Annotated in this window: 23 protein-coding genes; 12 read left to right on the top strand and 11 right to left on the bottom strand. The window is 69.7% G+C overall.

Annotation, left to right across the window (positions count from 1 at the left end; all coding sequences use genetic code 11):
* Positions 1-54: 54 nt before the first annotated feature.
* The gene (locus EV193_RS29980) at positions 55-1,833 is read left to right on the top strand and encodes an N-acyl-D-amino-acid deacylase family protein (protein WP_130348312.1); all 1,779 of its coding nucleotides are present in this window, start codon (positions 55-57) and stop codon (positions 1,831-1,833) included.
* Here the strand turns inward: EV193_RS29980 and EV193_RS29985 are convergent.
* From EV193_RS29985 to accD, 6 genes are read right to left on the bottom strand one after another with little or no spacing between them, the layout of a single operon-like run.
* Entirely contained in the window at positions 1,820-2,338 is a 519-nt protein-coding gene (locus tag EV193_RS29985; RefSeq protein ID WP_130348313.1) for a pyridoxamine 5'-phosphate oxidase family protein, read from the bottom strand. The genes EV193_RS29980 and EV193_RS29985 overlap by 14 nt on opposite strands.
* Positions 2,335-3,891 (bottom strand): phytoene desaturase family protein, encoded by a 1,557-nt coding sequence (locus tag EV193_RS29990; RefSeq protein WP_165401549.1) that lies wholly within the window; start codon positions 3,889-3,891, stop codon positions 2,335-2,337. Before EV193_RS29990 ends, EV193_RS29985 begins: the two co-directional genes overlap by 4 nt.
* Positions 3,884-4,639, bottom strand: coding sequence for an SDR family NAD(P)-dependent oxidoreductase (locus EV193_RS29995; RefSeq protein WP_130348315.1), 756 nt, complete (start codon positions 4,637-4,639; stop codon positions 3,884-3,886). Before EV193_RS29995 ends, EV193_RS29990 begins: the two co-directional genes overlap by 8 nt.
* Positions 4,640-4,644: 5 nt before the next feature.
* A complete protein-coding gene (locus tag EV193_RS30000; RefSeq protein WP_130348316.1) occupies positions 4,645-6,252 on the bottom strand; it encodes an acetyl-CoA carboxylase biotin carboxylase subunit in 1,608 nt (535 codons plus the stop codon).
* Positions 6,249-6,710: an acetyl-CoA carboxylase biotin carboxyl carrier protein gene (gene accB / locus EV193_RS30005; protein ID WP_130348317.1), complete on the bottom strand. Its 462-nt coding sequence runs from the start codon at positions 6,708-6,710 to the stop codon at positions 6,249-6,251. Before accB ends, EV193_RS30000 begins: the two co-directional genes overlap by 4 nt.
* Positions 6,707-8,389 carry an acetyl-CoA carboxylase, carboxyltransferase subunit beta gene (accD, locus tag EV193_RS30010; protein WP_130348318.1) on the bottom strand — a complete coding sequence of 561 codons (1,683 nt, stop codon included), beginning with the start codon at positions 8,387-8,389 and terminating at the stop codon, positions 6,707-6,709. Before accD ends, accB begins: the two co-directional genes overlap by 4 nt.
* A gap of 337 nt (positions 8,390-8,726) precedes the next feature.
* On the opposite strand from accD, the gene EV193_RS30015 reads away from it, so the two are divergent.
* The 7 genes from EV193_RS30015 to EV193_RS30045 all read left to right on the top strand — a co-directional run bounded on the left by EV193_RS30015 (position 8,727) and on the right by EV193_RS30045 (position 16,052).
* Entirely contained in the window at positions 8,727-9,902 is a 1,176-nt protein-coding gene (locus EV193_RS30015) for a beta-ketoacyl-[acyl-carrier-protein] synthase family protein (RefSeq protein ID WP_165401550.1), read from the top strand.
* Positions 9,899-10,762, top strand: coding sequence for a beta-ketoacyl synthase N-terminal-like domain-containing protein (locus EV193_RS33550; protein WP_165401551.1), 864 nt, complete (start codon positions 9,899-9,901; stop codon positions 10,760-10,762). Before EV193_RS30015 ends, EV193_RS33550 begins: the two co-directional genes overlap by 4 nt.
* Positions 10,743-11,225, top strand: a complete 483-nt coding sequence (locus tag EV193_RS30025; protein ID WP_130348321.1) for an SRPBCC family protein — start codon at positions 10,743-10,745, stop codon at positions 11,223-11,225. Before EV193_RS33550 ends, EV193_RS30025 begins: the two co-directional genes overlap by 20 nt.
* Positions 11,222-12,013 (top strand): SDR family NAD(P)-dependent oxidoreductase, encoded by a 792-nt coding sequence (locus EV193_RS30030; RefSeq protein WP_130348322.1) that lies wholly within the window; start codon positions 11,222-11,224, stop codon positions 12,011-12,013. Before EV193_RS30025 ends, EV193_RS30030 begins: the two co-directional genes overlap by 4 nt.
* Before the next feature lie 20 nt (positions 12,014-12,033).
* Complete coding sequence (locus tag EV193_RS30035) at positions 12,034-13,611, top strand: alpha/beta hydrolase (RefSeq protein ID WP_130348323.1); 1,578 nt, start codon at positions 12,034-12,036, stop codon at positions 13,609-13,611.
* Positions 13,608-14,519, top strand: a complete 912-nt coding sequence (locus EV193_RS30040; RefSeq protein ID WP_130348324.1) for a cyclase family protein — start codon at positions 13,608-13,610, stop codon at positions 14,517-14,519. Before EV193_RS30035 ends, EV193_RS30040 begins: the two co-directional genes overlap by 4 nt.
* Positions 14,520-14,834: 315 nt before the next feature.
* Complete coding sequence (locus tag EV193_RS30045) at positions 14,835-16,052, top strand: HNH endonuclease signature motif containing protein (RefSeq protein ID WP_130348325.1); 1,218 nt, start codon at positions 14,835-14,837, stop codon at positions 16,050-16,052.
* On the opposite strand, the gene EV193_RS30050 is transcribed toward EV193_RS30045, so the two are convergent.
* The 5 genes from EV193_RS30050 to EV193_RS30070 all read right to left on the bottom strand — a co-directional run bounded on the left by EV193_RS30050 (position 16,039) and on the right by EV193_RS30070 (position 19,577).
* A complete protein-coding gene (locus EV193_RS30050) occupies positions 16,039-16,254 on the bottom strand; it encodes a hypothetical protein (protein ID WP_130348326.1) in 216 nt (71 codons plus the stop codon). The two genes, EV193_RS30045 and EV193_RS30050, sit on opposite strands and share 14 nt — an antisense overlap.
* Positions 16,255-17,352, bottom strand: coding sequence for a PucR family transcriptional regulator (locus tag EV193_RS30055; RefSeq protein WP_130348327.1), 1,098 nt, complete (start codon positions 17,350-17,352; stop codon positions 16,255-16,257). It abuts the gene before it with no gap.
* On the bottom strand, positions 17,349-18,461 hold the full coding sequence (locus EV193_RS30060) for a PucR family transcriptional regulator (RefSeq protein WP_130348328.1): 1,113 nt from the start codon (positions 18,459-18,461) through the stop codon (positions 17,349-17,351). Before EV193_RS30060 ends, EV193_RS30055 begins: the two co-directional genes overlap by 4 nt.
* 168 nt (positions 18,462-18,629) lie before the next feature.
* A complete protein-coding gene (locus EV193_RS30065) occupies positions 18,630-19,094 on the bottom strand; it encodes a hypothetical protein (protein WP_130348329.1) in 465 nt (154 codons plus the stop codon).
* A gap of 24 nt (positions 19,095-19,118) precedes the next feature.
* Positions 19,119-19,577 (bottom strand): MarR family winged helix-turn-helix transcriptional regulator, encoded by a 459-nt coding sequence (locus tag EV193_RS30070; RefSeq protein ID WP_130348330.1) that lies wholly within the window; start codon positions 19,575-19,577, stop codon positions 19,119-19,121.
* Between the two features lie 189 nt (positions 19,578-19,766).
* Between EV193_RS30070 and EV193_RS30075 the strand changes: the two genes are divergently transcribed.
* The 4 genes from EV193_RS30075 (at position 19,767) to EV193_RS30090 (ending at position 22,432) form a co-directional block, all read left to right on the top strand.
* Positions 19,767-20,219, top strand: coding sequence for a MarR family winged helix-turn-helix transcriptional regulator (locus tag EV193_RS30075; RefSeq protein ID WP_130348331.1), 453 nt, complete (start codon positions 19,767-19,769; stop codon positions 20,217-20,219).
* A gap of 113 nt (positions 20,220-20,332) precedes the next feature.
* Positions 20,333-20,749: an organic hydroperoxide resistance protein gene (locus tag EV193_RS30080; RefSeq protein ID WP_130348332.1), complete on the top strand. Its 417-nt coding sequence runs from the start codon at positions 20,333-20,335 to the stop codon at positions 20,747-20,749.
* A complete protein-coding gene (locus EV193_RS30085; protein ID WP_130348333.1) occupies positions 20,749-21,753 on the top strand; it encodes an NADP-dependent oxidoreductase in 1,005 nt (334 codons plus the stop codon). Before EV193_RS30080 ends, EV193_RS30085 begins: the two co-directional genes overlap by 1 nt.
* Positions 21,754-21,820: 67 nt before the next feature.
* Complete coding sequence (locus tag EV193_RS30090; RefSeq protein ID WP_242613772.1) at positions 21,821-22,432, top strand: TetR/AcrR family transcriptional regulator; 612 nt, start codon at positions 21,821-21,823, stop codon at positions 22,430-22,432.

Below are 22,432 nucleotides of genomic sequence, written 5' to 3' on the forward strand. Positions count from 1 at the left end.
CCGATCGGTCGCTACCTCTTGACGGTTTGCGACCGATCGGTTTCTATCTTTGTCATGACCTGGGACACGATCATCCGCGGTGGCCGCTGGTTCGACGGCACGGGCGCACCGTCGGCGGTGCGGCATCTGGGCATCCGGGACGGCCGGGTGGCGGCGGTGTCCGAGGCGCCACTGGACACCACGGGGTGCCGGCAGGTGATCGAGGCGGCCGGGCAGTGGGTCATGCCCGGGTTCATCGACATCCACACGCATTACGACGCCGAGGTCCTGCTCGCCCCCGGCCTGACCGAGTCGGTCCGGCACGGCGTCACGACCGTGCTGTTCGGGTCGTGCTCGCTGGGCACCGTGCACGTCGATCCGATCGACGCGGCGGACCTGTTCAGCCGGGTGGAGGCGGTGCCGCGCGAGCACGTGATCCGCGCGCTCACCGAGTACAAGTCCTGGTCGACCGCGGCGGAGTACGTCGCCGCGCTCGAGTCACTTCCGTTGGGCCCCAACGTGACCGCCTTCCTCGGGCACTCGGACCTGCGCGCCGGCGTCATGGGGCTTGGCCGCTCGACCGACCGCCGCGTGACACCGAGCCCGGCGGAACTGCACCGGATGCGGGACCTACTCGCCGACGCGCTCGACGCGGGGCTGATCGGCCTGTCCGAGATGCGCAACCCGTGGGACAAGCTGGACGGTGACCGGTACCGGTCGCGCACCCTGCCGTCGACCTACGCGTCGTGGCGGGAGTACCGCATGCTGCACCGGGTCCTGCGTCGCGAAGGCCGGGTCCTGCAATCGATCCCGAACCTGACCACCCCGTTCAGCCTGGCGCTCTATCTGGTCGCGTCGATGGGATTCGGGCTGCGCCGCGCGTTGAAGACCAGCTTCCTCACCGCGGCCGACGTGAAGGCCAACCCGTTGCTGCACCACGCCATGGGCCCGATCGCCCGGCTGGCCAACAAGCTCGGCCGCGCCGACTTCCGCTGGCAGCACCTGCCGGTCCCGTTCGACATCTTCGCCGACGGGATCGACCTGGTGGTGTTCGAGGAGCTCAGCTCCGGTGCCGCCGCGTTGCACCTGCAGGACGAGGCCCGCGACGAGCTGATGCGCCACGAGGGGTACCGGCGCTGGTTCCGGAAGGAGTACGACCGCAAGTGGACGCCGCGGATCTGGCACCGCGACTTCTACGACGCGCACATCCTCGCCTGCCCGGACACCTCGGTCGTCGGCAAGACCTTCGGGCAGGTCGGCGACGAGCGCGGGCTGCACCCGGTGGACGCCTTCCTCGACCTGGTCGTCGAGTACGGCACGAAAGTTCGTTGGTACACAACGATTTCCAACCACCGGCCGAAGGTGCTGGACAAGCTCTCCGCGCTCCCCGAGGTCCAGATGGGCTTCTCCGACGCCGGCGCCCACCTGCGGAACATGGCCTTCTACAACTTCCCGCTCCGCCTGCTGCGGCGGGCCAACGAGACCGGGTTCATGACCGTCGAGCGCGCCGTGCACCGGCTCACCGGCGAACTCGGCCGGTGGTACGGGATCGACGCCGGCACCCTCCGCGAAGGTGACCGGGCCGATCTCGTGGTGGTCGACCCCGCCGGCCTCGACGAGTCGGTCGACCGGCACGCCGAGGCCCCGATCGAGGTGTTCGGCGGCATGAGCCGCATGGTCAACCGCAACGACCAGGCGGTCACCGCCACCCTGGTCGCCGGCAACCGCCTCTACGGCGCCGGAGAGTTCGACCTGGCCGCCGCCCAGCGGCGGACCGGTCGCTTCCTCCGGGCCGGCGAACCTCGCGGCACCGTCGACCCGGCCACTCAGCCGGTGGGGATCACTCGTCCGTGAGGTGCCGGCCGTCCGGGGTGAACGTGAGCGGCTTGCGCCACATGACGTGCACCCGATGGTCGGACCACAACGCCTCGATCGGACGAACCCGGAAGAACGCGCGCTTCGGGGTGTCCACGTGGTCGTAGAGCCGCGAGTCGGCCAGCCACGGGAACTGCTCGCGGCTCACCCGGACCGCCAGCTCCACCTCCTCGGGATCGTCTACCAGCGACGCATGGCCCTTGACCTGCACGGACTGCACGCCGTCACGCTCGACGTAGCCGGCGTCCGGCAGGTGTGAGACCACATAGGACACGCGCGGGTCGCGCAGCATCTGCTCGTACTTCCGCGCGCTGGTGAACGTGTGCAGGTAGACGATCAGCCCGTCGGCGGCGATGTGCATGTCCGACGCCGACGGCCAACCGTCCACATCGGACAGGGTGGCGAGTGCGCCGACTTCCTTGTACGCCAACAGATCCACGATGTCCTGCTCGATCTGCTGGAGCGGCGGTTCGACGATTCTCATGGCGTGCCGACCACCTTGGCGAAGTCGTAGCCGAGGTCCTCCAGCACGACCCGCGCACCCGCACGGGCACCGCCGGTGACGCCCTGACCCGGGTGGGTGGACGGGCCGACGAGGTAGAAACCCTTGGCGGGCAACCGATATCCCATGTTCGGCAGCGGCCGGTAGCCGAGGAACTGGAACAACTGGCAGCCGAAGTGGCCGGGGTCGCCACCGGGCCAGGCCGCGTTGAACCGGGCCGAGTCCAGCGGGCTGTGCACCACCCTGGCCAGCACCTTGTCCGCGCTCATGTTGGTGGTCTGCGCGCAGAACGTGTCGAATACCCGGTCGAAGATCTCCTCCTTGCGGCTGTCCCAGTCGCCCTCGGCCAGTTCGGTCGGCGCGTAGCTGAGCAGGTAGAGCGTGTGCTTGCCGTCCGGCGCGCGGGTCGGGTCCCACACGCTGGGCACCGCGATGCTCGGGATGGAGTGGATCGGCTCGCCGTACTTCAGCTTGTCGAACGCGCGCAGCAGATCCGGCAGCGGCGCCGTGATCTCCTGGAACCCGGCAGCGCCCGCGTGCTCCCCCGCGGTGAACACCGGCGCCTCGGACAGCGCCAGATGTCCTGCCAGCAAACCGAATCCGACCGGTTTGATCCGCTCCACCTTGCGCCGCCAGTCCGCGCCGAACCGGTCGCCGGTCATCTCGGGCAGCTGCTTGATGTTGAGGTTCGCGACCACCGCGCGCTCGGCGCGCAACTCCTCGCCGGTGGTCAGCTCGACGCCGGACACGCGGTCGCCGTCGAACAGGAACCGCCGCACCACCGCGCCGGTGCGGATGCGCCCGCCGTGCTCGGTGATCGAGGCGACCAGCGCGTCGGTGAGCGCGCCGGACCCGGTCTCCACGTAGCCCATGCCGTAGCGGTGGATGAACGGCACCATCATCAACAGGAACGCGCCGGTGCCGCCCTCCTCCGGCGCGATCAGCAGCTCGGACACCCAGCGGGTCAGCGCCGCGATCACCTTCGGGTGCTCGAACCACTCCCGGCACACGTCCAGGTAGCTCATCATGAGTACCCGGATCATTTCCTGGCCGGTCTCGGTGGAGTCGAGCTGCGAGAGCAGCGCGCCCATCGGGGCCGGCGGCGCGAAGAACGCCGGCAGCAGCATGTCCAGCAGTGGGCTGGCGAACTCGTGGAAGCGCAGGTAGTTCTCCGCGTCCGGCCGGCTGATCGCGGCGATGGTCTCCGCGGTCTTGTGCACGTCGCGGTGGAAGGCGATGAAGTCGCCGTCCGGGAACACCACCGACATGCTCGGATCGGGGTGCACGTAGCGCAGCCCGTGCCGGGACAGCAGGCCGAGTTCGTCGTCGCTGATCATCGGGTTGCCGTGGATGAAGATGTGCGCGATGGCGTGCAGGTCGTGCCGGAACCCGGGCAGCGTGGCCTCGTGCGTGACCACCCCGCCGCCGAGTTCTTCCTTGCCCTCCAACACTTCCACGTCGAGTCCGGCCTTCGCCAGATAGGCCGCGGCGGTCAGGCCGTTGTGCCCGCCGCCGGCCACGATCACCTCAGGCACGGCCACCCCTTTGGTAGCCGCCGTCGATGTCCCACACCGACCCGGTGACGAACGCGCTCTCCCGCTCGTCCAGCAACGTCAGCACCGGCCGGGCGATCTCCTCGGCGTCGGCGATCCGCTTGATCAGGTTGGTGCCGATCACCATGTCGCGCAGGCCCGGGATCGCCTCGGAGCCGGCCTGCAGGCCCGGTGTCTCGGTGATGCCGGCGCACACGCCGTTCACCCGGATGCCCAGCGACGCGAGCTCCGTCGCCCAGGTCGGCACCAGATAGTGCAGCGCCGCCTTGGTGGCGCCGTACACGCCGAGGCCGGCGGCGGGCTTGCGCCCGATGGACGAGGTGATCACGACGATCGCGGTGTCCGGACGCTTGGCCAGCGCCGGCGCGGCGGCGGCCACGCTGGCGATGGTGCCGCGCAGGTTCACCCCGATCACATGGTCCACTTCGGACAGCGGCTGGTTGAGGATCGACCCGGGAAGGAGCACGCCGGCGTTGCACACCAACAGATCCAGGCCGTCGTAGGTGTCCGCGGCGTGTGCCACGGCGCGTTCGGAGGTGTCCTGGTCGGTCATGTCACCGGCCACGTAGGACACGCGCGGACCGAGTGCCGCGCTGGCGTCGACCAGACCGGCTTCACGCCGGGCGGTGAGCACCACGTTCGCTCCCTCGGCCACCAGCGCCCGCGCGATCGCGAAACCGATCCCCGCGCTGGCGCCGGTGACCAAGGCGGTCTTGCCCTGGAAGCGCATTGCCGCTACCCGCAGAGCTTGTCGGCGAGTTCGTCGAAGGTCAGCGTGTTCGCGTCCTCCGGCAGCTCGGGCACGCCGTGCTCGGTGCGCAGCAGGACGCCCAGTTCGACCAGGGCGATCGAGTCGAGGCCCAGGTCGTCCAGCGCGGTCTGCCGCTGCTTGTCCAGCACCTCGCCGTCCAGGCCGACCTCGACAACCAGGATCTCGCGCAGCGTGATCGGGTCCAGCGTCGTGGTGTCGTTCATGACTTCACTCCTCGTGGGTTCGGTGTGCATGTGTTCGAGCAGGTCGGTGGTGTGCTGTCCGGCACGGAACAGCGGATGGTCGACGACCCTCGCCACGAACGGCGTGGTGGTGGCGATCCGGTCGCCCTCGACCACCAACTCATCGAGCGCGCGGGCCATCCGGGAGCACGCCTGCGCGCGCGTCGGCGCCCAGGTGACCACCTTGGCCAGCAGGCTGTCGTAGTCCGGCGGAATGCGATAACCGTTGTGCGCGTGGGTATCCACCCGGGTGAACGGGCCGCCGGGCGGGTCGAACCGGGTCAGCACCCCGGGTGTGGGGCGGAACTCCTGGTCGGGATCCTCGGCGTTGATCCGGCACTCGATCGCCGACCCGCGCAGGGTGATCTCGGCCTGGGACAGCTCCAGCTTGTCGCCCTGTGCCACCCGGATCTGCTGCTCGACCAGGTCGACTCCGGTGACCATCTCGGTGACCGGGTGCTCGACCTGCAGCCGGGCGTTCATCTCCATCAGGTAGAACTCGCCGGCGTCGTCGACCAGGAACTCCATCGTGCCCGCGCCGGTGAAGCCGACCGACAGCGCGCCGCGCACCGACGCCTCGCCCATGGCCGTACGGGTGGCCTCGGGCAGGTTGGGCGCCGGCGCCTCCTCCACCAGCTTCTGGTGCCGCCGCTGGGTGGAGCAGTCCCGGTCGCCGAGGTACACGCCGTTGCCGTACTGGTCGCACAGCACTTGCACCTCGATGTGCCGCGCGCCGGTGAGGTACCGCTCCAGGTAGACCCGACCGTCACCGAACACCGCCGCGGCCGCGGCCCGGGTGCGGGTGAACGCGGCGGGCAGGTCGGCGCGGGAGCGCACGATGCTCATGCCCCGCCCGCCGCCGCCGGCCACCGCCTTGAGGATCACCGGGAAGCCGATCTCGCCGGCGATGTCGGTCGCCTCGGCCGCGGTGGCCACCGGCTCGACCGTGCCGGGCAGCAGCGGCAGCCCGGCCTCGCTCATCAGTCGTCGGGTGGTCGCCTTGTCCCCCAACGCTTTCATCACCTCGGGGCGCGGGCCGACGAACAGCAGGTCCTCGGCCGCGCACACCTCGGCGAAGTCGGGGTCCTCGGACAGGAAGCCGTAGCCGGGGTGCACCGCGTCGGCGCCGGAGACCCTGGCCGCCTCGATGATCGCGGGCACCGACAGGTAGCTGCGCTTGGCCGCCGCCGGTCCGATGTGGACGGAGTCGTCGGCCATCCGCACGACCGCGGAGTCCCGGTCGGCCGAGGAGTACACGGCGACCGTGCCGATACCGATCTCCTTGCACGTCCTGGCGATCCGGACGGCGATCTCGCCCCGGTTGGCGATCAGCAGCGTGCGTATCGTCATCGGTCCACGCTTTCCTGATCGCGCAACGGTTCCAGGGTCAGCAGCGGCTGGTCGAACTCGACGCCGTCGCCGTTGGGCACCAGGACGTCGCGCACCACCCCGGTGGTCTCCGCGGTGATCCGGTTCAGCAGCTTCATCGCCTCGACGATGCCGATCACGGTGTCCGGCGTGACGGTCTCGCCGACCGACACGAACGGCGGCTCGCCGGGCGCCGGCGCGTGGTAGAACGTGCCGACCATCGGCGACCGCACGACCGTGGTGTCGGTGTCGTCCGAGGATTCCGGCTCCGGCGGGTCCACTGTGGACACTGGTGCGACGGCCGGCTCGGGTGGCCGCCACTCCATCTCCACCGCGGTCGTGCCGACGCGCACCTGGACCCGGCTCAACGGCCCGGCCACGTCGGCCGCCAGCCGGCGCGCCTCCTCGCTCAACGTGCGCAGTAAATCGTCCTCGCTCATTTCACGTCCTCCGTCCACTGTGGAGCGCCGATCCGGCGCAGCCGCTCGCGGCGGCGGGCGACGAGCTGGTCGGCGGGAATCCCGCCGAGCTCGCCGATGGTGGTCCGCACCGCGGCGGCGAGGTTGGCAGCCGCCGCGGTGGGGTCGGTGTGCGCGCCGTCGCCGGGTTCCGGGATGACGCCGTCGACCACGCCGAGGCGGAGCAGGTCCGGCGCGGTGATCCTCAGTGCCTCGGCGGCGCGCGGCGCGGCGGTCGCGTCCCAGAGGATCGCGGCGCAGCCTTCCGGCGAGATCACCGAGTAGACGCCGTTGGCGAACATCAGCACCTGGTCGCCGACGGCGAGCGCCAGCGCGCCGCCGCTGCCGCCCTCACCGGTGATCACCGGGATCACCGGCACCCGCAATCCGGTCAGCGCCAGGATGTTCGTCGCGATCGCGCCGGCTTGACAGTTCTCCTCCGCGGCCACTCCGGGGTACGCGCCAGGGGTGTCGATCAGCGTCACGACCGGCAGGCCGAGCTTCTCGGCGAGCCGGAACAGCCGCAGCGCCTTGCGATAACCCTCTGGCCCGGCCATGCCGAAGTTGGTGGCCAGCAGTTCGCGGGTGGAGTGCCCCTTCTGCGTGGCCACGACCATCGCGCTGATCCCGCCGAGGTCGGCGATCCCACCGATGATGGTCGGCGAGTCGGCGCCCATCCGGTCACCGTGCAGCTCCAGGAACGACTCGGCGATCAGGTGCGTGTACTCGCGCCCGGTGGGCCGTTCCGCGTTGCGTGCCAAGGAGACCACGTGCCACGGGTCCCGCTCGGGCAGGTCCCGACAGTCCCGTATCAGTCCACTTGGGACGGTCGGCGGCGGTGCGGACGGTCCACCGGCGGCGCGCAGCAGCCGGGACAGCACGTCGCGCAGTTCGGCCCGGTCCGCGACCACGTCGAGCGCGCCGCGGGCGAGCAGGAACTCGGCGGTCTGGAAGCCGTCGGGCAGCTCGGCGCGCACCGTGTCGCGGATGACCCTGCGGCCGGCGAAACCCAGCCGCGCACCCGGTTCGGCGATGATCACGTCCGCCTGCGTGGCGAACGACGCGGCGACGCCACCGTAGGTCGGGTCGGTGATCAGCGACACGAACAGCAGGCCCGCCTCGTTCAGCGCGGCGATCGCCTGACTGACTTTTGCCATCTGCAGCAGGGAAAGCACGCCCTCCTGCATCCGAGCGCCGCCCGAGGCGGTCACCACCAGCAGCGGCAGGCGCCGGGCCAGCGCGTCCTCGGCGGCCAGCGTCAGCAGCTCGCCGACTCCGGTACCCAGGCTGCCGCCGAGGAACCGGAAGTCCATCACGGCGAGCACCAGCGGCCGGCCGTCGATCGCGGCCGCGCCGCACACCACCGCCTCCCGCTCCCCCGTGTCGCGTCTGGCGTCCTCGACCCGCCGCGGGTACGGCCGGCGGTCGGTGAAGCCGAGTGGATCGGTGTCCGGAAGCCGGTGGATCTGCTCGCGGAACGTGCCGGGGTCGACCAGTTGGCGGATCCGCTCACGAGCGGTCAGCCGCCCGTGTGCCCCGCATTCCGGGCAGACGCCGGCATTCCGGTTCCACCTTTTGGCGTAGACGAGTTCCCTGCATGTGGGGCAGTGCAGCCATTCCGCCTGCGTTACCCCCAAAGACTCCTGCTCGACTGTCGTCATTGCTCACCTTCCCCTTACTTAGCGGCGAGACTCGGCGAACGGAATTCATGAGACAGGCGGTTCAGCACTGCCGTCAATACGCTTTGTCAGATACTCCAAGAACGGCGAGCAGGGGTTGTAGGGGTCAGTAAATCAGCAGGTCAGAGCACAGATCACAAACAATTGGCGTCGATCCTGTCGTTCGCCCCATAGGGGTTCACACCCCCTGCCGGCTAACTTCGTGACGGTCCGAAACATTTGAGTCACACCCCGCCGAGAAGGATGTGCCATGGGGACGGTCGACGGCGATTCCGAGAATTATTCGATTGGTCTAAACAATGGAGCACGCAGGCGAGTCGTGCTGACCGGAGTCGGCGCGGTGTCACCGGCCGGGCCGGAGTCGAAAGCGCACCTGTCCGGCCTGCTGGCCGGCCGGTCGGCGGCCAGGGAACTCACCGAGGACTGGTTCGCGCCGTTCGCCAAGTCGATCGGCGCGCCGGTGGACTCCGTGACGCCGGCGGCCGGCCTGCCCCGGCACGTCGCCTACGCCGACCTCGCCATCACCGAGGCGCTGGCCGAGGCCGGCCTGGACGCCGAGGAACTGGCCGGCACGCACCTGGTCACCTCGACCGCGATCGGCGCGTCGGTCGAGCTCGAGACGGCTTTCCGGGACGCGAGCGTGATCCCGCCGGGCTGGTTCGGCTTCGACCTGGTCACCGAACGGGCGCGCGAGCAGCACAAGGTCGGCCGCCACGGCTGGTCGATGACGCTGTCCACCGGGTGCACCGCCGGGCTCGACGCGCTGGGCACCGGATACGACGCGGTGGCCGCCGGCCGGGCGCGCCGGGTGTTGGTCGTGTCCGCGGAGGCCACCATGTGCCCGATCGTGCTGGCCGCGTTCCAGAAGATCGGCGCGCTGTCCAACCGCGATGTCGAGGCCGAGCGCGCCTCCGCGCCGTTCTCCCGCCAGCGCGACGGATTCGTGCTCGGCGAGGGTGCCGCCGCGGTCCTCTTGGAGGACGCCGAACTGGCCACCGCCCGCGGCGCACAGCCGCTGCTGGAGGTCCTCGGCTGGGCCTCGGTGTCCAGCGCGTACCACATGACCAGGATTCGCCGGTCCGGCGAGGACATCGCCGCCTCGATCCGCCAGGCGCTGGACGACGCCGGCCTGCCGCCGGACGCGGTCGAGTCGATCGACGCGCACGGCACGTCCACTCCGCTCAACGACGCCAGCGAGACCGCCGCGTATCACGACGTGTTCGGCGCTCGGGCGAACCGGCTGCCGGTCGTCGCGCAGAAGGGCGTCACCGGGCACGCGCTGGGCGCGTCCAATCTGCTGGAGATCGCGGGCCTGGCCCGATACCTGCCCGGCGGCGCGCTGCCGCCGACCGCCAACACCACCGCCGAGACGCTGGACGCCGATCTGGACGTGGTGCTCGACGAACCGCGCCTGGCCGAGCCGGAGATCGTGGTGAAGACCAGCAGCGGCTTCTCCGGCATCCACAGTGCCGCGGTGCTGAGGAGGATCTCGTGAGAAAACCCCTGCACGAACTGGAGATCGCCGCCGCGGCGACCGCGCTGCCGCCCGACGGCGAACGCGCCACCGTGGACCTGCGCCGGTCGGGCCCGCCCGACCGTGGCGACACGGTCGACCTGCCCGCGTTCGCCACCGACCCGCGCACCGATCCGGCGGTGCCCGCCCCGCTGCGCCGGCGCATCGACCGGTTCGCCGCGGTCGCCCACCTCGCGGTCAACCGGGTGCTCGCCGACCTGCCCGACCGCCCGCCGCGCGAGCGGATCGGCGTGTTCCTGGTCAACGCCAGGGCCGGCTGGTCCTACGGCGAGCCGGAGCTGGCGCTGCTGGTCGACCAGGGCGCCGAGGCGATGCACGCCTACCAGGCCACGGCGTGGTTCCCGGCCGCGGCGCAGGGCGAGGTGACCATCGACCTGGACCTGCGCGGGTGCGCCAAGACCACCGCCGGGCGCGCGTCCGGGTTCGCCGAGGCGCTGTGGCTGGCCAGGGACGCGCTGGAGCGCGACGCGGTCGACCTGGCGCTGGTCGGCGCGGCCGAGTCGCTGGTGAACGGGTTCGTGCTGCGCGACTGGCCCGCCGAACAGGCGCTGCCGGACTCCGGCCCGGCCGAGGGCGCGGTGGTGTTCGCGCTGCGCCGCCCCACCGACGAGCCGGCTGATCACCCGGCAACCCGGTTACACGACCTGCGTCACGAGCCGGAAACGGCCACGCCCCAACAGGTTTGGGCGCCGACACTGTCGGCGGCCGCCGACCTGTACGCCGCGCTGGCCGCGGCGGCACCAGCCGACGTCGACCTCGGCGGCGGCTTCCGGATCACCGTCCACCCGCGAAGGAGTAACAGTGAACACGGTACTGAGTGAGATCGTCCCCGCCGGAAACCTGGCCGCCGTGGCCCGGCACGAGCTGCACATCCCCGGCCCGGTCGCCGAGGTGTTCGAGATGACCAGGGACGTGACCCGCTGGAGCGAGTACATGCCGGCGGTCACCGAGGCCAAGTTCGTCGAGGACCACGCCGACGGCGACGTGGTGGAGATCAGCGCCGAGGCCAACGACGAGAAGCACACCTGGCGCTCCCGCCGGGCCGTCGACCGTACCGAGCGGACGATCGAGTTCAGTCGGATCGGCGCGACCGAGCCGCTGGTGACCATGACCGGCAAGTGGGAGTTCCAGGCTGACGGCGACGGCACCCGTGCGGTGCTCACCCACCGCTTCGTCACCACCACGACCGAGGCGCTGGAGTTCTTCGGCAACGCCACCCGCTCCAACGCCACCCGCGACCTCGAGGGCCTCGCGGACCACTTCACCAAGGAGGCCGCGCGATGAGCGCCGTACTGCGGGACAAGGTCGCGCTGATCACCGGCGGCAGCCGGGGCATCGGCCGGGCCTCGGCGACCACGCTGGGCACCATGGGCGCGACCGTGGTGATCACCGGCACCTCGACGGAGACCGTCGACACGGGCGTCGCCGCGCTCAAGGACGCCGGCCTGCCGAAGGTCAGCGGCCACGTGGCCGACGTACGCGAGCAGAGCAGCGTCGACGCGCTGTTCGACGACGTGCTCGCCGAGCACGGCCGGGTCGACGTACTGGTCAACAACGCCGGCGTCGGCGGAGGCGGCTGGACCCACGAGATCCCGTACGACACGTGGGAGCAGTTGATCGACATCAACCTCAACGGCGTGTTCCGGGTGACCCGCACTTGGCTGCTGCGCTCCGGCGCCCGCGACCGCGGCTGGGGCCGAGTGATCAACATCGCCTCCACCGGCGGCAAGCAGGGCGTGCGGCTGGCCGTCGCCTACACCGCCAGCAAGCACGGCGTGGTCGGGCTGTCCAAGTCGCTGGCCCACGAGACGGCCAAGCACGGGATCACGGTCAACGCGGTGTGCCCCGGCTTCGTGGAGACCGAGCTGTCGATCGGCTCGCGGCAGCGCTACGCGGCCGCGTGGGGCATCACCCCGGAAGAGGTGCTGGAGAAGCAGAACGCGCGCTTTCCGTTGGGGCGCCACGTGAATCCGGACGAGGTCGCACGGCTGGTGGGGTTCCTCGCCGACCCGGCGGCGGAGGCGATCACCGGCCAGGCGATGAACGTCTGCGGCGGACTCGGGCTTTACTGACCAGAGAGGGACCTGATCCGATGACAACCGCCACCGCGACCGTGGTCGTCAACTCCATCCACGTCGACGCCTCCCCCGAACTGCTCTACCAGTCCTGTGTGGACGTCGGGTACTGGCCGCTGATCTTCCCCACCGTCGAGAAGGTGGACACCACGGCGACCGCGCCGGACGAGATCACCATGGACATGACCGTGGCCAACGATCTCGGCCGCAACGCCGTCCGCTCGCACCGCGTCTACCACCGCTCCACGCTACGCATCGACTTCACCATGTCCACGCTGCCGCCGGCGATCGCCGCGATGGACGGGCACTGGATCGTCGAGGCGGACGGCACCGGTGCGCGGTTGGAGATCACGCACAGCGTCGTGCCCAGCGACCCGTCCGAGACCGCCGCGCTGGTCGAAACCCTGTACGGCACAACGGAAAACGTGCTCGGACAGCTCAAGGGCTGGGTGGAGTCGGAGCGCGAGCTGGACGAGCTGTACACCGAGATGCGCGCGTCCACCAGCAAGGTGTCGCCGGAGATGTACTCGGTGTGCGAGCTGTTCTTCAGCCGGCTCGGCCTGTGCGGCCTCGACTGGGGCGACATCGTCATGGTCTGCAAGGACCTGCGCAAGAAGAACACGCACGAGGACTGGGCGGACTGGCACCGCCGGTGGTCCGCACTCGGCCGGCACTACCAGACGCGGGCCGAGGCGGCGTTCGCCGACGGGCGGATCGAGACCGGCCGGCTGTGCGTCGGCCGGGCGGCGGCGGCTTTCCACTTCGCCGAGTTCTTCTTCTTCGACGAGCCGGAGCTCAAGGACCCAACCAGGGCCAGGGTGACCGCGGTGTTCGAGCGCGGCCGGGAGTACTCGCGCACCCCGATCCGTCCGTTGCGGATTCCCTTTCGGGACTTGGAGTTGCCGGGGTACCTGATGACGCCGGACGGCGAGGGACCCTGGCCGACGGTGATCCTGGTCAACGGTCTCGACTCGGCCAAGGAGGTCGAGCTGCTGGCGTTCGCCGAGTCGTTCCTGGCCCGCGGGATGGCCGCGGTCGTGTTCGACGGACCCGGCCAGGGCGAGCTCGCCGGGTCGCTGCCGATGGAGATCCAGTACGAGAACGTGGTCGACGCCGTGCTCTCCGTGCTGGCCGGCGAGTCCGATGTGGACAGTGAGAGGATCGGGATCTTCGGGGTGAGCTTCGGCGGCTACCTCGCACCCCGTGCGGCCGCCTGCCTCGACACGATCAAGGCCTGCGTGAGCCTGTCCGGCGGGTTCGACCACGACGGCTACGAAGACCTGAACATCATGGTGCAGAAGGACTTCAAGCACGTGTTCCACATCGACGACGATGTCGAGATGGCCGAGCTGAGCCGCGCGAAGCTGAACCTGCGGGAGGTCCCGCCGCTGCGGGTTCCGCTGCTGTCGGTGCACCCGGAGGAGGACAAGATCATCCCGTTCGAGTCCTGCCTGCGGATGATCGAGTGGGCCGAGGGCGACACCGAGTTGCTGCGCTACCCCGGCGCCCGGCACGTGGCACCCGAGCACTTCGCCGACTACATCCCGTTCTTCGGCGACTGGATGGCGCGGCACCTGGGAGTGCTTCCGCGATGACCGCCACCGAGGAGACCCCCGCGTCCTCGGCGGTCCCAGCGTCCTCGGCGTCCACGGCATCCGCTGTGGACGCCGGGGGCGCGCGGCCGGTGATCGTGGACCTGAGCGTGCCGGTCGACCCGGAGTACTGGGAGCCGGAACCGGTGCGGCGCAAGGTGATCGGCCACCGGGAGGGCGCGGACCTGCTCGGCCGGTCCTACGCCTACCTGCGTGCGCCGAACCGCCTCGCGCGGTGGGTCAGCGTGCTGCTGCACCGGCTCGGCCGCGGAGTGAACCACCGCGACTTCCCGGACGGCAAGGGCCTGTCGCTGATGCACTACACGCTCACCACGCACACCGGGACGCACATGGACGCGCCGTGGCACTACGGCGACCTGACCGCGTCCGGCGAGCGGGCGCGCACCATCTGCGAGGTGCCGCTGGACTGGTGCCACGGCGACGGCGTGCTGCTGGACCTGCGTGCCGGGCCGGCCGACCAGGCCGTCACGGCCACGGAGATCGCGGCGGCCCTGGGCGCGATCGACTACACGATCAAGCCGTTGGACATCGTGCTGCTGTGGACCGGCGGGGACACCGAGATCGGGACGCGCGGGTACTTCCAGCGCTTCCGCGGTGTCACCCGGGAGGCCACGGCGTACCTGGTCGAGCGCGGCGTGAAGGTGATCGGGGTGGACAGCTTCGGGTTCGACGCGCCGTTCCTGCGCATGCTGGAGTCCTATATGGACAGTGGCGAGGTCGCCGACCTGTGGCCGGCCCACCTGTACGGCAGGGAGGCCGAGTACTGCCAGTTGGAGCGGCTGACCAACCTCGGCGCGATCGGCCGGCCGCACGGGTTCCGGGTCAGCTGCTTCCCGGTGAAGCTGGCCGGCGGCGACGCCGGCTGGACCCGCGTGGTGGCGCACGTCTGACAACTCGTCGTGTCGGTGGTCGCGAGTTCCGCGCTGTGCATCGCGCGAGTTGCGCCGTCGTGGCTTTGAGTCGCATCGTCGTTGTGGCTTGGGGTGTGGCGGCGCGGAATTGTGCGGGCCGATACTCACAAGTCAAGGGCGCCTACGGCGTCGCTTCGCGACTCGCTTCGCTCGCCCTGGACTTGCGAGCCTCGATCGGCCCTAAGGCAGGCGACATCGGGGCAGGCCGGGGGCCTGCCCCGAATTGTCCGCGCCGCCACCTTGCTCCTATTGATTCACCCCATAGTGGTCGATCTTTTTCGGTAGAATCGAGGTATGAGGGGACAACAACTACTCGACGAGCTACACGCTCGCGAAATAGCGATCCGAAAACAACAATTCGAGCAACTACGGCTCATCAAACAAATAGAGGATGAAGGCATCGCTAGGGAAATGGGTGCCTACTCCACGCCGGTGCTGTTGCGCGGCAGACTACGAATCAGTCCAGGCGACGCGCGACGGCGAGTCGAGGACGCCAACGCGTTGTTCGGCTCCGCCACGTTGACCGGCCAGCCCATCGAGCCACAGATACCCGTCGCGGCGCGAGCGTTGGCCGAGGGGGTGATCAGCCGCGACCACATCCAGGTCGTGCGCGCCACCCTGAAGAAGCTTCCCGCCGAGCATCACGCCGAGGTCGAGCAGCGGCTCGTGGAGGAAGGCGCAGCTTTCGACCCGGTGAAGCTCAGCAAGATCGCCACTCACATCCGTGCGTACGTACAGCCTGAACAGGTTGTGCTCAACGAACAACAAGCCCGCAAACGCATGGAACTGTCGATGGTCGAGGACCTTGACGGCATGATCCACATTCGTGGGCAGCTCTCACCCGAGTGTGCCGAAGTCCTCAAAGCCGCACTCTCCCCGCTCGCGAAACCGGCCGGGAAGGACGACGTCCGCTCCGCCGCGCGGCGGTGGGCCGAGGCGCTGGTCGAACTTGCGAATCGGGTGCTCGACTCGGACACGCTCCCGCAAGACGGTGGACGGCGACCGCACCTGGCGGTGACGATTTCCTACGAACAACTTCGCCAGCAGATCGGGCTCGGCCACGGTGACTTCGGTGCGATGATCACCCCACAGACGATTCGGCAGATCGCCTGCGACGCGGGCATCACGCCCATCGTGTTGAACAGCGAAGGTCAACCACTCGACGTCGGACGCGAAGAACGACTCGTCACCAAAGCCATTCGAGCCGCACTCATCGCACGCGACAAAGGCTGCTCATTCCCCGGGTGCGACCGGCCGCCAGAGTGGACCGACGCACACCACATCATCCACTGGATCGACGGCGGAATAACCTCGGCAGAACTCATGACCTTGCTATGTCGATACCACCACACCACCGTTCACGAACAAGACTGGGAAATCGTCATGCGCGATGGGATCCCCTACTACATCCCGCCCGCATGGGTAGATCCGGATCGCAAACCGATCCGCAACACCATGCACACCGCCGTTGAACGCGGATATTCGCCGAGTTCTCAGGTTAGATCTTGGTGATGCCGGGTTTGCCCGCCTCGACGATGGCGGTCCGCTCCTTCTGCAGACTTTGCCTCGGGTCGTCCAGCTTGTATTCGCGATTCTCGAGAAGCATCCAGGTGTGTTGGACACTATCGGGGCGCACAACGAGCTTGCCGAAGCCGCTATTGCTCCGCTCCAGCAGAGACCGCTCGAGCCGGGCGTGGCTGTAGTCGTCGCGCACCTACCCCGGTGAGCCCAGCGCGTCACGGCCGAGCGAGCGGTGAGTCAGCACCCAGAGGAGTTCGAAGACGGCGATCGGGTTGCCGCGCAGGCTCACCCCCGCCAGCTCCTCGAACCGGGCGATCCGGTACCGGACCGTGTTCGGGTGCACGAACAGCTGCTCGGCCGTGCGCGCCACGTTCTTGCCCTCCAGCAGGTAGGCGTGCAGAGTGTCGGCGATCTCGACGGCGGAGTCGTTGTGCCCCAACGGTTCCAGGTATCGGCGGGTCAGCGCGCCGCTGATCGTGCCGTCGGTGCCGACGGTCGGTAACAGGCCGAGCTCGTCGAACTCGTGCACGCCCGTGCGGCCGTGCCGGCGGGCGGTCTCCAGCGCACGCGAGGCCATCCGAAACGACTCGGGCAGCCGATGAGGTGGGCGGGGCGGACCGACCCCCAGGGTGCCCCGACGGTCCGCCCCTTGCCCCGGCCGGGCGGGCAGCACCCCGGCCAGGTCTTCGCCGATCACGGTCACCAGGCCCGCCGCGCCGCCGTACCCGGCGATCAGGCCGTAGGCGCGCGCGAGGTCCTCCGGCCGCATGCCGGGTGCCGGCCGGCCGCGGACCGCGAGGTACTCCCGGTCCGGATCCAGTCCACAGTGGACGGCGTCCTGCCGTGCCGTGGTCGCCGTGGTGTCGAACAGCAGCCGCCGCAGGAAGTTCGCGCGCACGCGGTGGTGCTCGGCGTTCTGGTAGCCCTCGGCCACCGCGGCGGCCAGCGCGTTGCACCGCTGGACCACCTCGTCCACCGTGCCGAGCACGACCTCGGGCGGCGTGCCCCGAACCGCTCCCGCGTCACGCAGATGATCGACGATCACGCGCAGCGCCGCCTGGTACACGGCGGCGACCTGGCCCGGCGGGTAGCCATCGGCGGCCCACGCGGCGCCGATGGTGACCAGCCGCGCCCGGTCCGTCGCCGGCGTGCCGATGACACGTCGGATCAGGGCACTCAGCAGATACTCGGCGTCGGTCAGCTGCGGCATGGCCCGCGCGTTGCGGCGCACCGCCCCGACGATGTGCGCCCGCAGCGCCTCGGTGTCCAGCGACTCGACGATCTCGCTCACCGAGGGCCTCCCGCGCCGAGCCGGGTCATGTACGCGTCGTACCGCAGCGCCCACCAGACCTCCATCGCGTGCACCGGATCGCGCAGCCGCGCACCGGTCAGCTCCTCGAACCGGGACATGCGGTACCGCAACGTGTTCGGGTGCAGATAGAGCACCTTGGCCGCCTGGTGCACGTGCATCCCCTGTTCGAAGTAGACGCGCAGGCTCTCCAGCACCTCCGCGCCCGACTCCACCGAGGACAGCGGTGCCAGATAGCGCCGGCGCAGGGCGTCGCCGACATCGCCGTCGGCCAGGATCGTCGGGAGCAGGCCCAGCGACTCGATGGTGTGCACGCCGGTCAGGCCGAACGCGTAGGCCGACTCGGCGGCACGGCTGGCCAACCGGAACGACTCCGGCAGGCGGTCAAGCGTGCGCGGTGGCCCGATGCCGATGGTGACGTCCGCCAGGTCGGGTGGCGGGCAGGCGCCGAACCCGACGACGTCGCCGTCCATCTCGGCGAGCATGCGATCACCGAGCGGTTCGGTTCCGGTGAGCCGTTCGGTCAGCTCGCCGCGGCGCAGGCCGGCCCGCGGTCGGGCGCGGAACGGCACGTACAGACGCTCGGTCCCGATGCCGTAAACGGTGACCTGCAGGCGCAGGTCCGGCGAGGTCGGCAGGCCGAGCAGCAGGATGCCGGCGAGCCGGTTGCCGTACTCGGAGTCGAACGAGCTCCGGTCCACCGGGCGACGAATCCCGTTGTCCCCCAACATGATCGCCGACGCGGACACGTCGGCCACCGCGCTGGCCACCTCGAGCGAGGCGACCGGGTCGCCACCGTCCATGGTGCCGATCTCCTCCAGGTAGTCGATCGTCTCCGTGATGGCCGCGCGCCCGACCGACAGCATGGCCTCCGACGGCGCGCGCCGGTCGCACTCCAGGGGCGCGAGCCGGCCGCCGCCGCGGATCGACTCGATGATCTGCCGGTACTGCAGGTCGAACGCGGTGTCGATGGCGTGGTCCGGTGTGGTCGCGACGGTCGGGCAGTCCCGGCGAACCCGCGCCCTGGTCCTGGTCCTCAGCAGTTCGGCCGCGGACCGGAGCGCCTCGAGTAAGTCACCGGTGGTCGTCACCGGCGCGTCAGCGATGCGTCTAATGGAAAGTCACCCCTTCGGACGAGGCCGTGCGGGTACGCCTCACCGCGGACGCGGCTCGATCGAACCGTTGTCCAGCAACGGGTTTGCCCGGCACGACCGGTTGGTAGTCGAGCTGTTGCTGACGCCTCGTCGCGCCGGGAAAGATCAAGCCACGCCGGTCGTGCTGCTCCGCCGGCGCCGGATGCGTCCGGTGAGCAGCAGGCCGTCGCGCAGGTTCAGGCTCATCAGAACGATGTTGACCGCCCCGCCGGCGAGTTCGATCGCCTGCAGGGTCGTGAACGCCGCGCCGAAGTCGTTCTCGGCGGACAGTCGCTGCAGCAGGATGGCGCACGGCGTGAGCACGCCGAGGCCGATCGCCGCGATGGCGATCATCCGCTTCTGCTTGCCGAGAATTCGAGGGCCGCGGCGCTTGCCCATCAGCGACCGCCCGCTCCCACCGGTGATCGCCATACTGGGCACCAGTACGCAGATTCCGTACAGGATCAGGGTTTTCACGCTCGCGATGGCATCGTGGTCACCGCCCACCTCCACCAGGACGGAGGCGACGAAAAAGGTCGTGATCAAGGTCAGACCGAGTGTGCCGGCGACGGCGTGTACGCGTTTCTTCATGCGTCGTCCTCCCATGGGTTGGGCCTACGGCATCGCGGCGTCCTGCCGGTCGAGCAGATTGACGTCGATGTGCCTCAAGATCCGTTTCAGCGCAGCCACGTCGTCGTCGACGAGCCCCTCCAGCGCGCGGGCCAGAACCGCTTCGGCCAGCCCGACGAGTGATTCCTTGAGCTGGCGCCCCTCCGCGGTCAGGAACACCGAGAAGGCCCTGCGGTCCTGCTCGTTCGGCTCACGGAAGATGTAGCCGTTGCGCTCCAGCACGGCGAGCATCCTCGTCACGTTCGGCTTGTCGTTGAACGTCCGCTGCGCGAGCTCCACCTGCGAGAGGCCCTCCTCCTCCCACAGCCGGTTCAGCAGCGCCCACTGCTCCGGCGTGACCACGCAGCCGGCGTCCCGGAACGCGTGCAGCAGCTCGCGCTTGAGGTACAGCGCGGTCCGGTTGAGGAAGAACCCCACCGAGTCGTCGAGCTTGAATTCCGCCATGAGCCTTCGATCACAATTGGTTGTTATGACAACGGAAGGCTAGTCCCGCGTCCGCCTCACCGTCAAGGGGCTACGGCCACTCTCGGCTCTCGGAAAATGGCTGTTTACCTGGCGTTACACCGCTCGCCTCGCGGTAGCTTGCGAGACACTCAGTTGCACACAACTGAACTCGCTTCTAGCATCGAGCTCATGGGGAACTCGGATCTGACGCTGGACAAGCAGGTGTGCTTCGCCCTCTACTCGGCGTCCAGGGCGGTCACCCAGCTGTATCGCCCGGTACTGGACAGCCTCGGCCTGACCTACCCGCAGTACCTGGTGCTGATCGTGCTGTGGGAGCGCGGCCCGACGACCGTGAAGGATCTCGGCACGGCGTTGCGCCTCGACTCGGGGACGCTGTCTCCCCTGCTCAAGCGCCTGGAATCGGCCGGGCTGGTCGCCCGTGAGCGGCGGGCCGAGGACGAGCGATCGGTACGCGTGCGACTCACCGACAAGGGCGACGAGCTGCGCGGCCGCGCGTGCGTGGTGCCCGGCCGGATCGCCGGCGCCTCGGGTATGGACCTGGCCGAGCTGGAGGAGTTGCGGCAGCGCCTGGTCGAGCTGACCGAGGCGGTCGGCAAGCACACCCTCGCACCGCTCGACTGACCACCCCGACGAGTCGCCCCCGCGATCAGCGTCACGGTTCATTTGATTGTGCACAATTGAATTGCGCACTACGGTCGATGGAGTACGACATCCGATGATCGAAGGAGAAGGCGATGACCACGCTGTACACAGCCAAGGCGACGGCAACCGGAGCGGGCCGAGGCGGCCGGGTTCGCTCCTCGGACGAGGTCCTCGACGTCGAGCTGAGCGTGCCCAAGGAGCTCGGCGGCCCCGGTGCGGCCGCCACCAACCCGGAGCAGCTGTTCGCCGCCGGCTACGCGGCCTGCTTCAACAGCGCGCTGCAACTGGTCGCGCGCAAGCAGAAGATCACGCTCGACGACTCGACGGTGACCGCCGAGGTGGGCATCGGCCCGGCCGGAGCCGGGTTCGGACTGTCCGTCTCGCTGCTGGTCAGCACCCCGAGCGTGCCGAGGGAGACGGCGCAGGCCCTGGTCGGCGCCGCGCACCAGGTGTGCCCCTACTCCAACGCGACCCGCGGCAACGTCGACATCGAGCTGAAGGTGGCGTGATGACCACGACCAGGGAGATCCACCTCGCCGCACGGCCGGTCGGCTGGCCCACCGCGAACGATTTCGCCCTCGTGCAGCGGGACCTGCCGCCGTTGGCCGCCGGTCAGGTGCTGGTGCGCAACCAGTACATGTCGGTGGACCCGTACATGCGCGGCCGGATGAACGACGCCAAGTCCTACACGCCTGCATTCCCGCTCGGCGAGCCGCTCGTCGGCGGCGCTGTCGGCGAGGTCGTTGAGTCCACAGTGGACGGTCTCGCGGCCGGCGATCTGGTGCTGCACGGTCTCGGCTGGCGCGAGCACGCGATCGTGGACGGTGGCGGCGTGACCAAGCTGGACAGTGTCACCGGCGTGTCGCCGTCGCGGTACCTCGGCGCGCTCGGTATGCCAGGGCTCACCGCCCACGTCGGACTGCTGGACATCGCCGCGTTCCAGCCGGGTGACACGGTGTTCGTCTCCGGCGCCGCCGGGGCGGTCGGCGCGCTGGTGGGCCAGATCGCGCGGCTGCGCGGCGCCAAGCGGGTGATCGGCAGTGCCGGATCGGCCGGCAAGGTCGCCTACCTGACCGACCGGCTCGGCTTCGACGCGGCGTTCAACTACCGCGACGGCGACGTGCACGGGCAACTCGCGGCGGCCGCGCCGGACGGCATCGACGTCTACTTCGACAACGTCGGCGGTGATCACCTGGAGGCGGCGATCGGCCGGCTGAACGTCGGCGGCCGGGTCGCGCTGTGCGGGGCCATCTCGATGTACAACGCCAGCGAGCCGCAGCCGGGGCCGAACAATCTCGCGCTGGCCGTCGGCAAGCGGCTGAGCCTGCGCGGCTTCATCGTCAGCGATCACTTCGACCGGCTGCCCGAGGTCGTGGCCGAGGTCGGCGGCTGGCTGCGCGACGGTGAGCTCGTCGCCGACGAGACCGTGGTGGACGGCCTGGACAACGCGGTCGACGCGTTCCTCGGCATGCTGCGCGGCACCAACACCGGGAAGATGATCGTCCGGCTTTGACACCCGTTCGAGTGGTTTCCTTCACAACTGAATGGTTTTCCTGCAGCTGTGTAGGAACACTGCCGGAGTGACCCGATCAGCTCCGGACCGCACGCGCGCGCCACACCTCGGACCCGAGCGGCGCCGCCCTCAGGTCCTGGACGCCGCACTGGCGATCGCCGCCGCCGAGGGCATCACCGCGGTGTCGATCGCCAGGGTGGCCGACCACCTCGGCGTCACCCGTCCCGTGGTGTACGCCTGCTTCGCCGACCGGATCGAGCTGATCAAGGCGCTGGTCGAGCGAGAGGAACAGGTCATCCTCGGCGGCGCGTTCGCCGCGTTGTCCCCGCGGGACGGCGACCCGTTCGTGGCCGGCTTCCAGGCGTTACTCACCACCGTGGCCGAGCATCCGGACTCCTGGCGAGTCGTGTTCGAGGGCACGCCCGACCCCGCCGTGCGCGAGCTGTTCGGCCGCGGCCGGATGCTGATCGGCGCCGAGTTCGAGCGCCTGATCACCCCGACCCTGCGCGCCTGGGGCACCACCGACGTGCCGCGCAAACTGCCGGTGCTGGTGGAGCTGTTCCTGTCCTCCTGCGAGGGCGCCATCCGCACGCTGCTCAGCGGCGAGCAGACCTGGACACCCGACGAGCTCGGCGAGTTCGTCGGCAAGGCCGTCCACCGCGCACTGCGCGAAGCCTGA

The sequence above is a fragment of the Herbihabitans rhizosphaerae genome (assembly GCF_004216555.1).
In the GTDB taxonomy this organism is placed as follows: Bacteria; Actinomycetota; Actinomycetes; order Mycobacteriales; family Pseudonocardiaceae; genus Herbihabitans; species Herbihabitans rhizosphaerae.

Coding starts and splice junctions, on each gene's coding strand:
- EV193_RS30040 (WP_130348324.1), top strand. CDS start 13,608: ATGACCGCCACCGAGGAGACCCCCGCGTCCTCGGCGGTCCCAGCGTCC.
- accD (WP_130348318.1), bottom strand. CDS start 8,389: ATGACGACAGTCGAGCAGGAGTCTTTGGGGGTAACGCAGGCGGAATGG.
- EV193_RS30070 (WP_130348330.1), bottom strand. CDS start 19,577: ATGGCGGAATTCAAGCTCGACGACTCGGTGGGGTTCTTCCTCAACCGG.
- EV193_RS29980 (WP_130348312.1), top strand. CDS start 55: ATGACCTGGGACACGATCATCCGCGGTGGCCGCTGGTTCGACGGCACG.
- accB (WP_130348317.1), bottom strand. CDS start 6,710: ATGAGCGAGGACGATTTACTGCGCACGTTGAGCGAGGAGGCGCGCCGG.
- EV193_RS30080 (WP_130348332.1), top strand. CDS start 20,333: ATGACCACGCTGTACACAGCCAAGGCGACGGCAACCGGAGCGGGCCGA.
- EV193_RS30000 (WP_130348316.1), bottom strand. CDS start 6,252: ATGACGATACGCACGCTGCTGATCGCCAACCGGGGCGAGATCGCCGTC.
- EV193_RS30035 (WP_130348323.1), top strand. CDS start 12,034: ATGACAACCGCCACCGCGACCGTGGTCGTCAACTCCATCCACGTCGAC.
- EV193_RS30065 (WP_130348329.1), bottom strand. CDS start 19,094: ATGAAGAAACGCGTACACGCCGTCGCCGGCACACTCGGTCTGACCTTG.
- EV193_RS30045 (WP_130348325.1), top strand. CDS start 14,835: ATGAGGGGACAACAACTACTCGACGAGCTACACGCTCGCGAAATAGCG.
- EV193_RS30085 (WP_130348333.1), top strand. CDS start 20,749: ATGACCACGACCAGGGAGATCCACCTCGCCGCACGGCCGGTCGGCTGG.
- EV193_RS29995 (WP_130348315.1), bottom strand. CDS start 4,639: ATGCGCTTCCAGGGCAAGACCGCCTTGGTCACCGGCGCCAGCGCGGGG.
- EV193_RS29985 (WP_130348313.1), bottom strand. CDS start 2,338: ATGAGAATCGTCGAACCGCCGCTCCAGCAGATCGAGCAGGACATCGTG.
- EV193_RS30030 (WP_130348322.1), top strand. CDS start 11,222: ATGAGCGCCGTACTGCGGGACAAGGTCGCGCTGATCACCGGCGGCAGC.
- EV193_RS30075 (WP_130348331.1), top strand. CDS start 19,767: ATGGGGAACTCGGATCTGACGCTGGACAAGCAGGTGTGCTTCGCCCTC.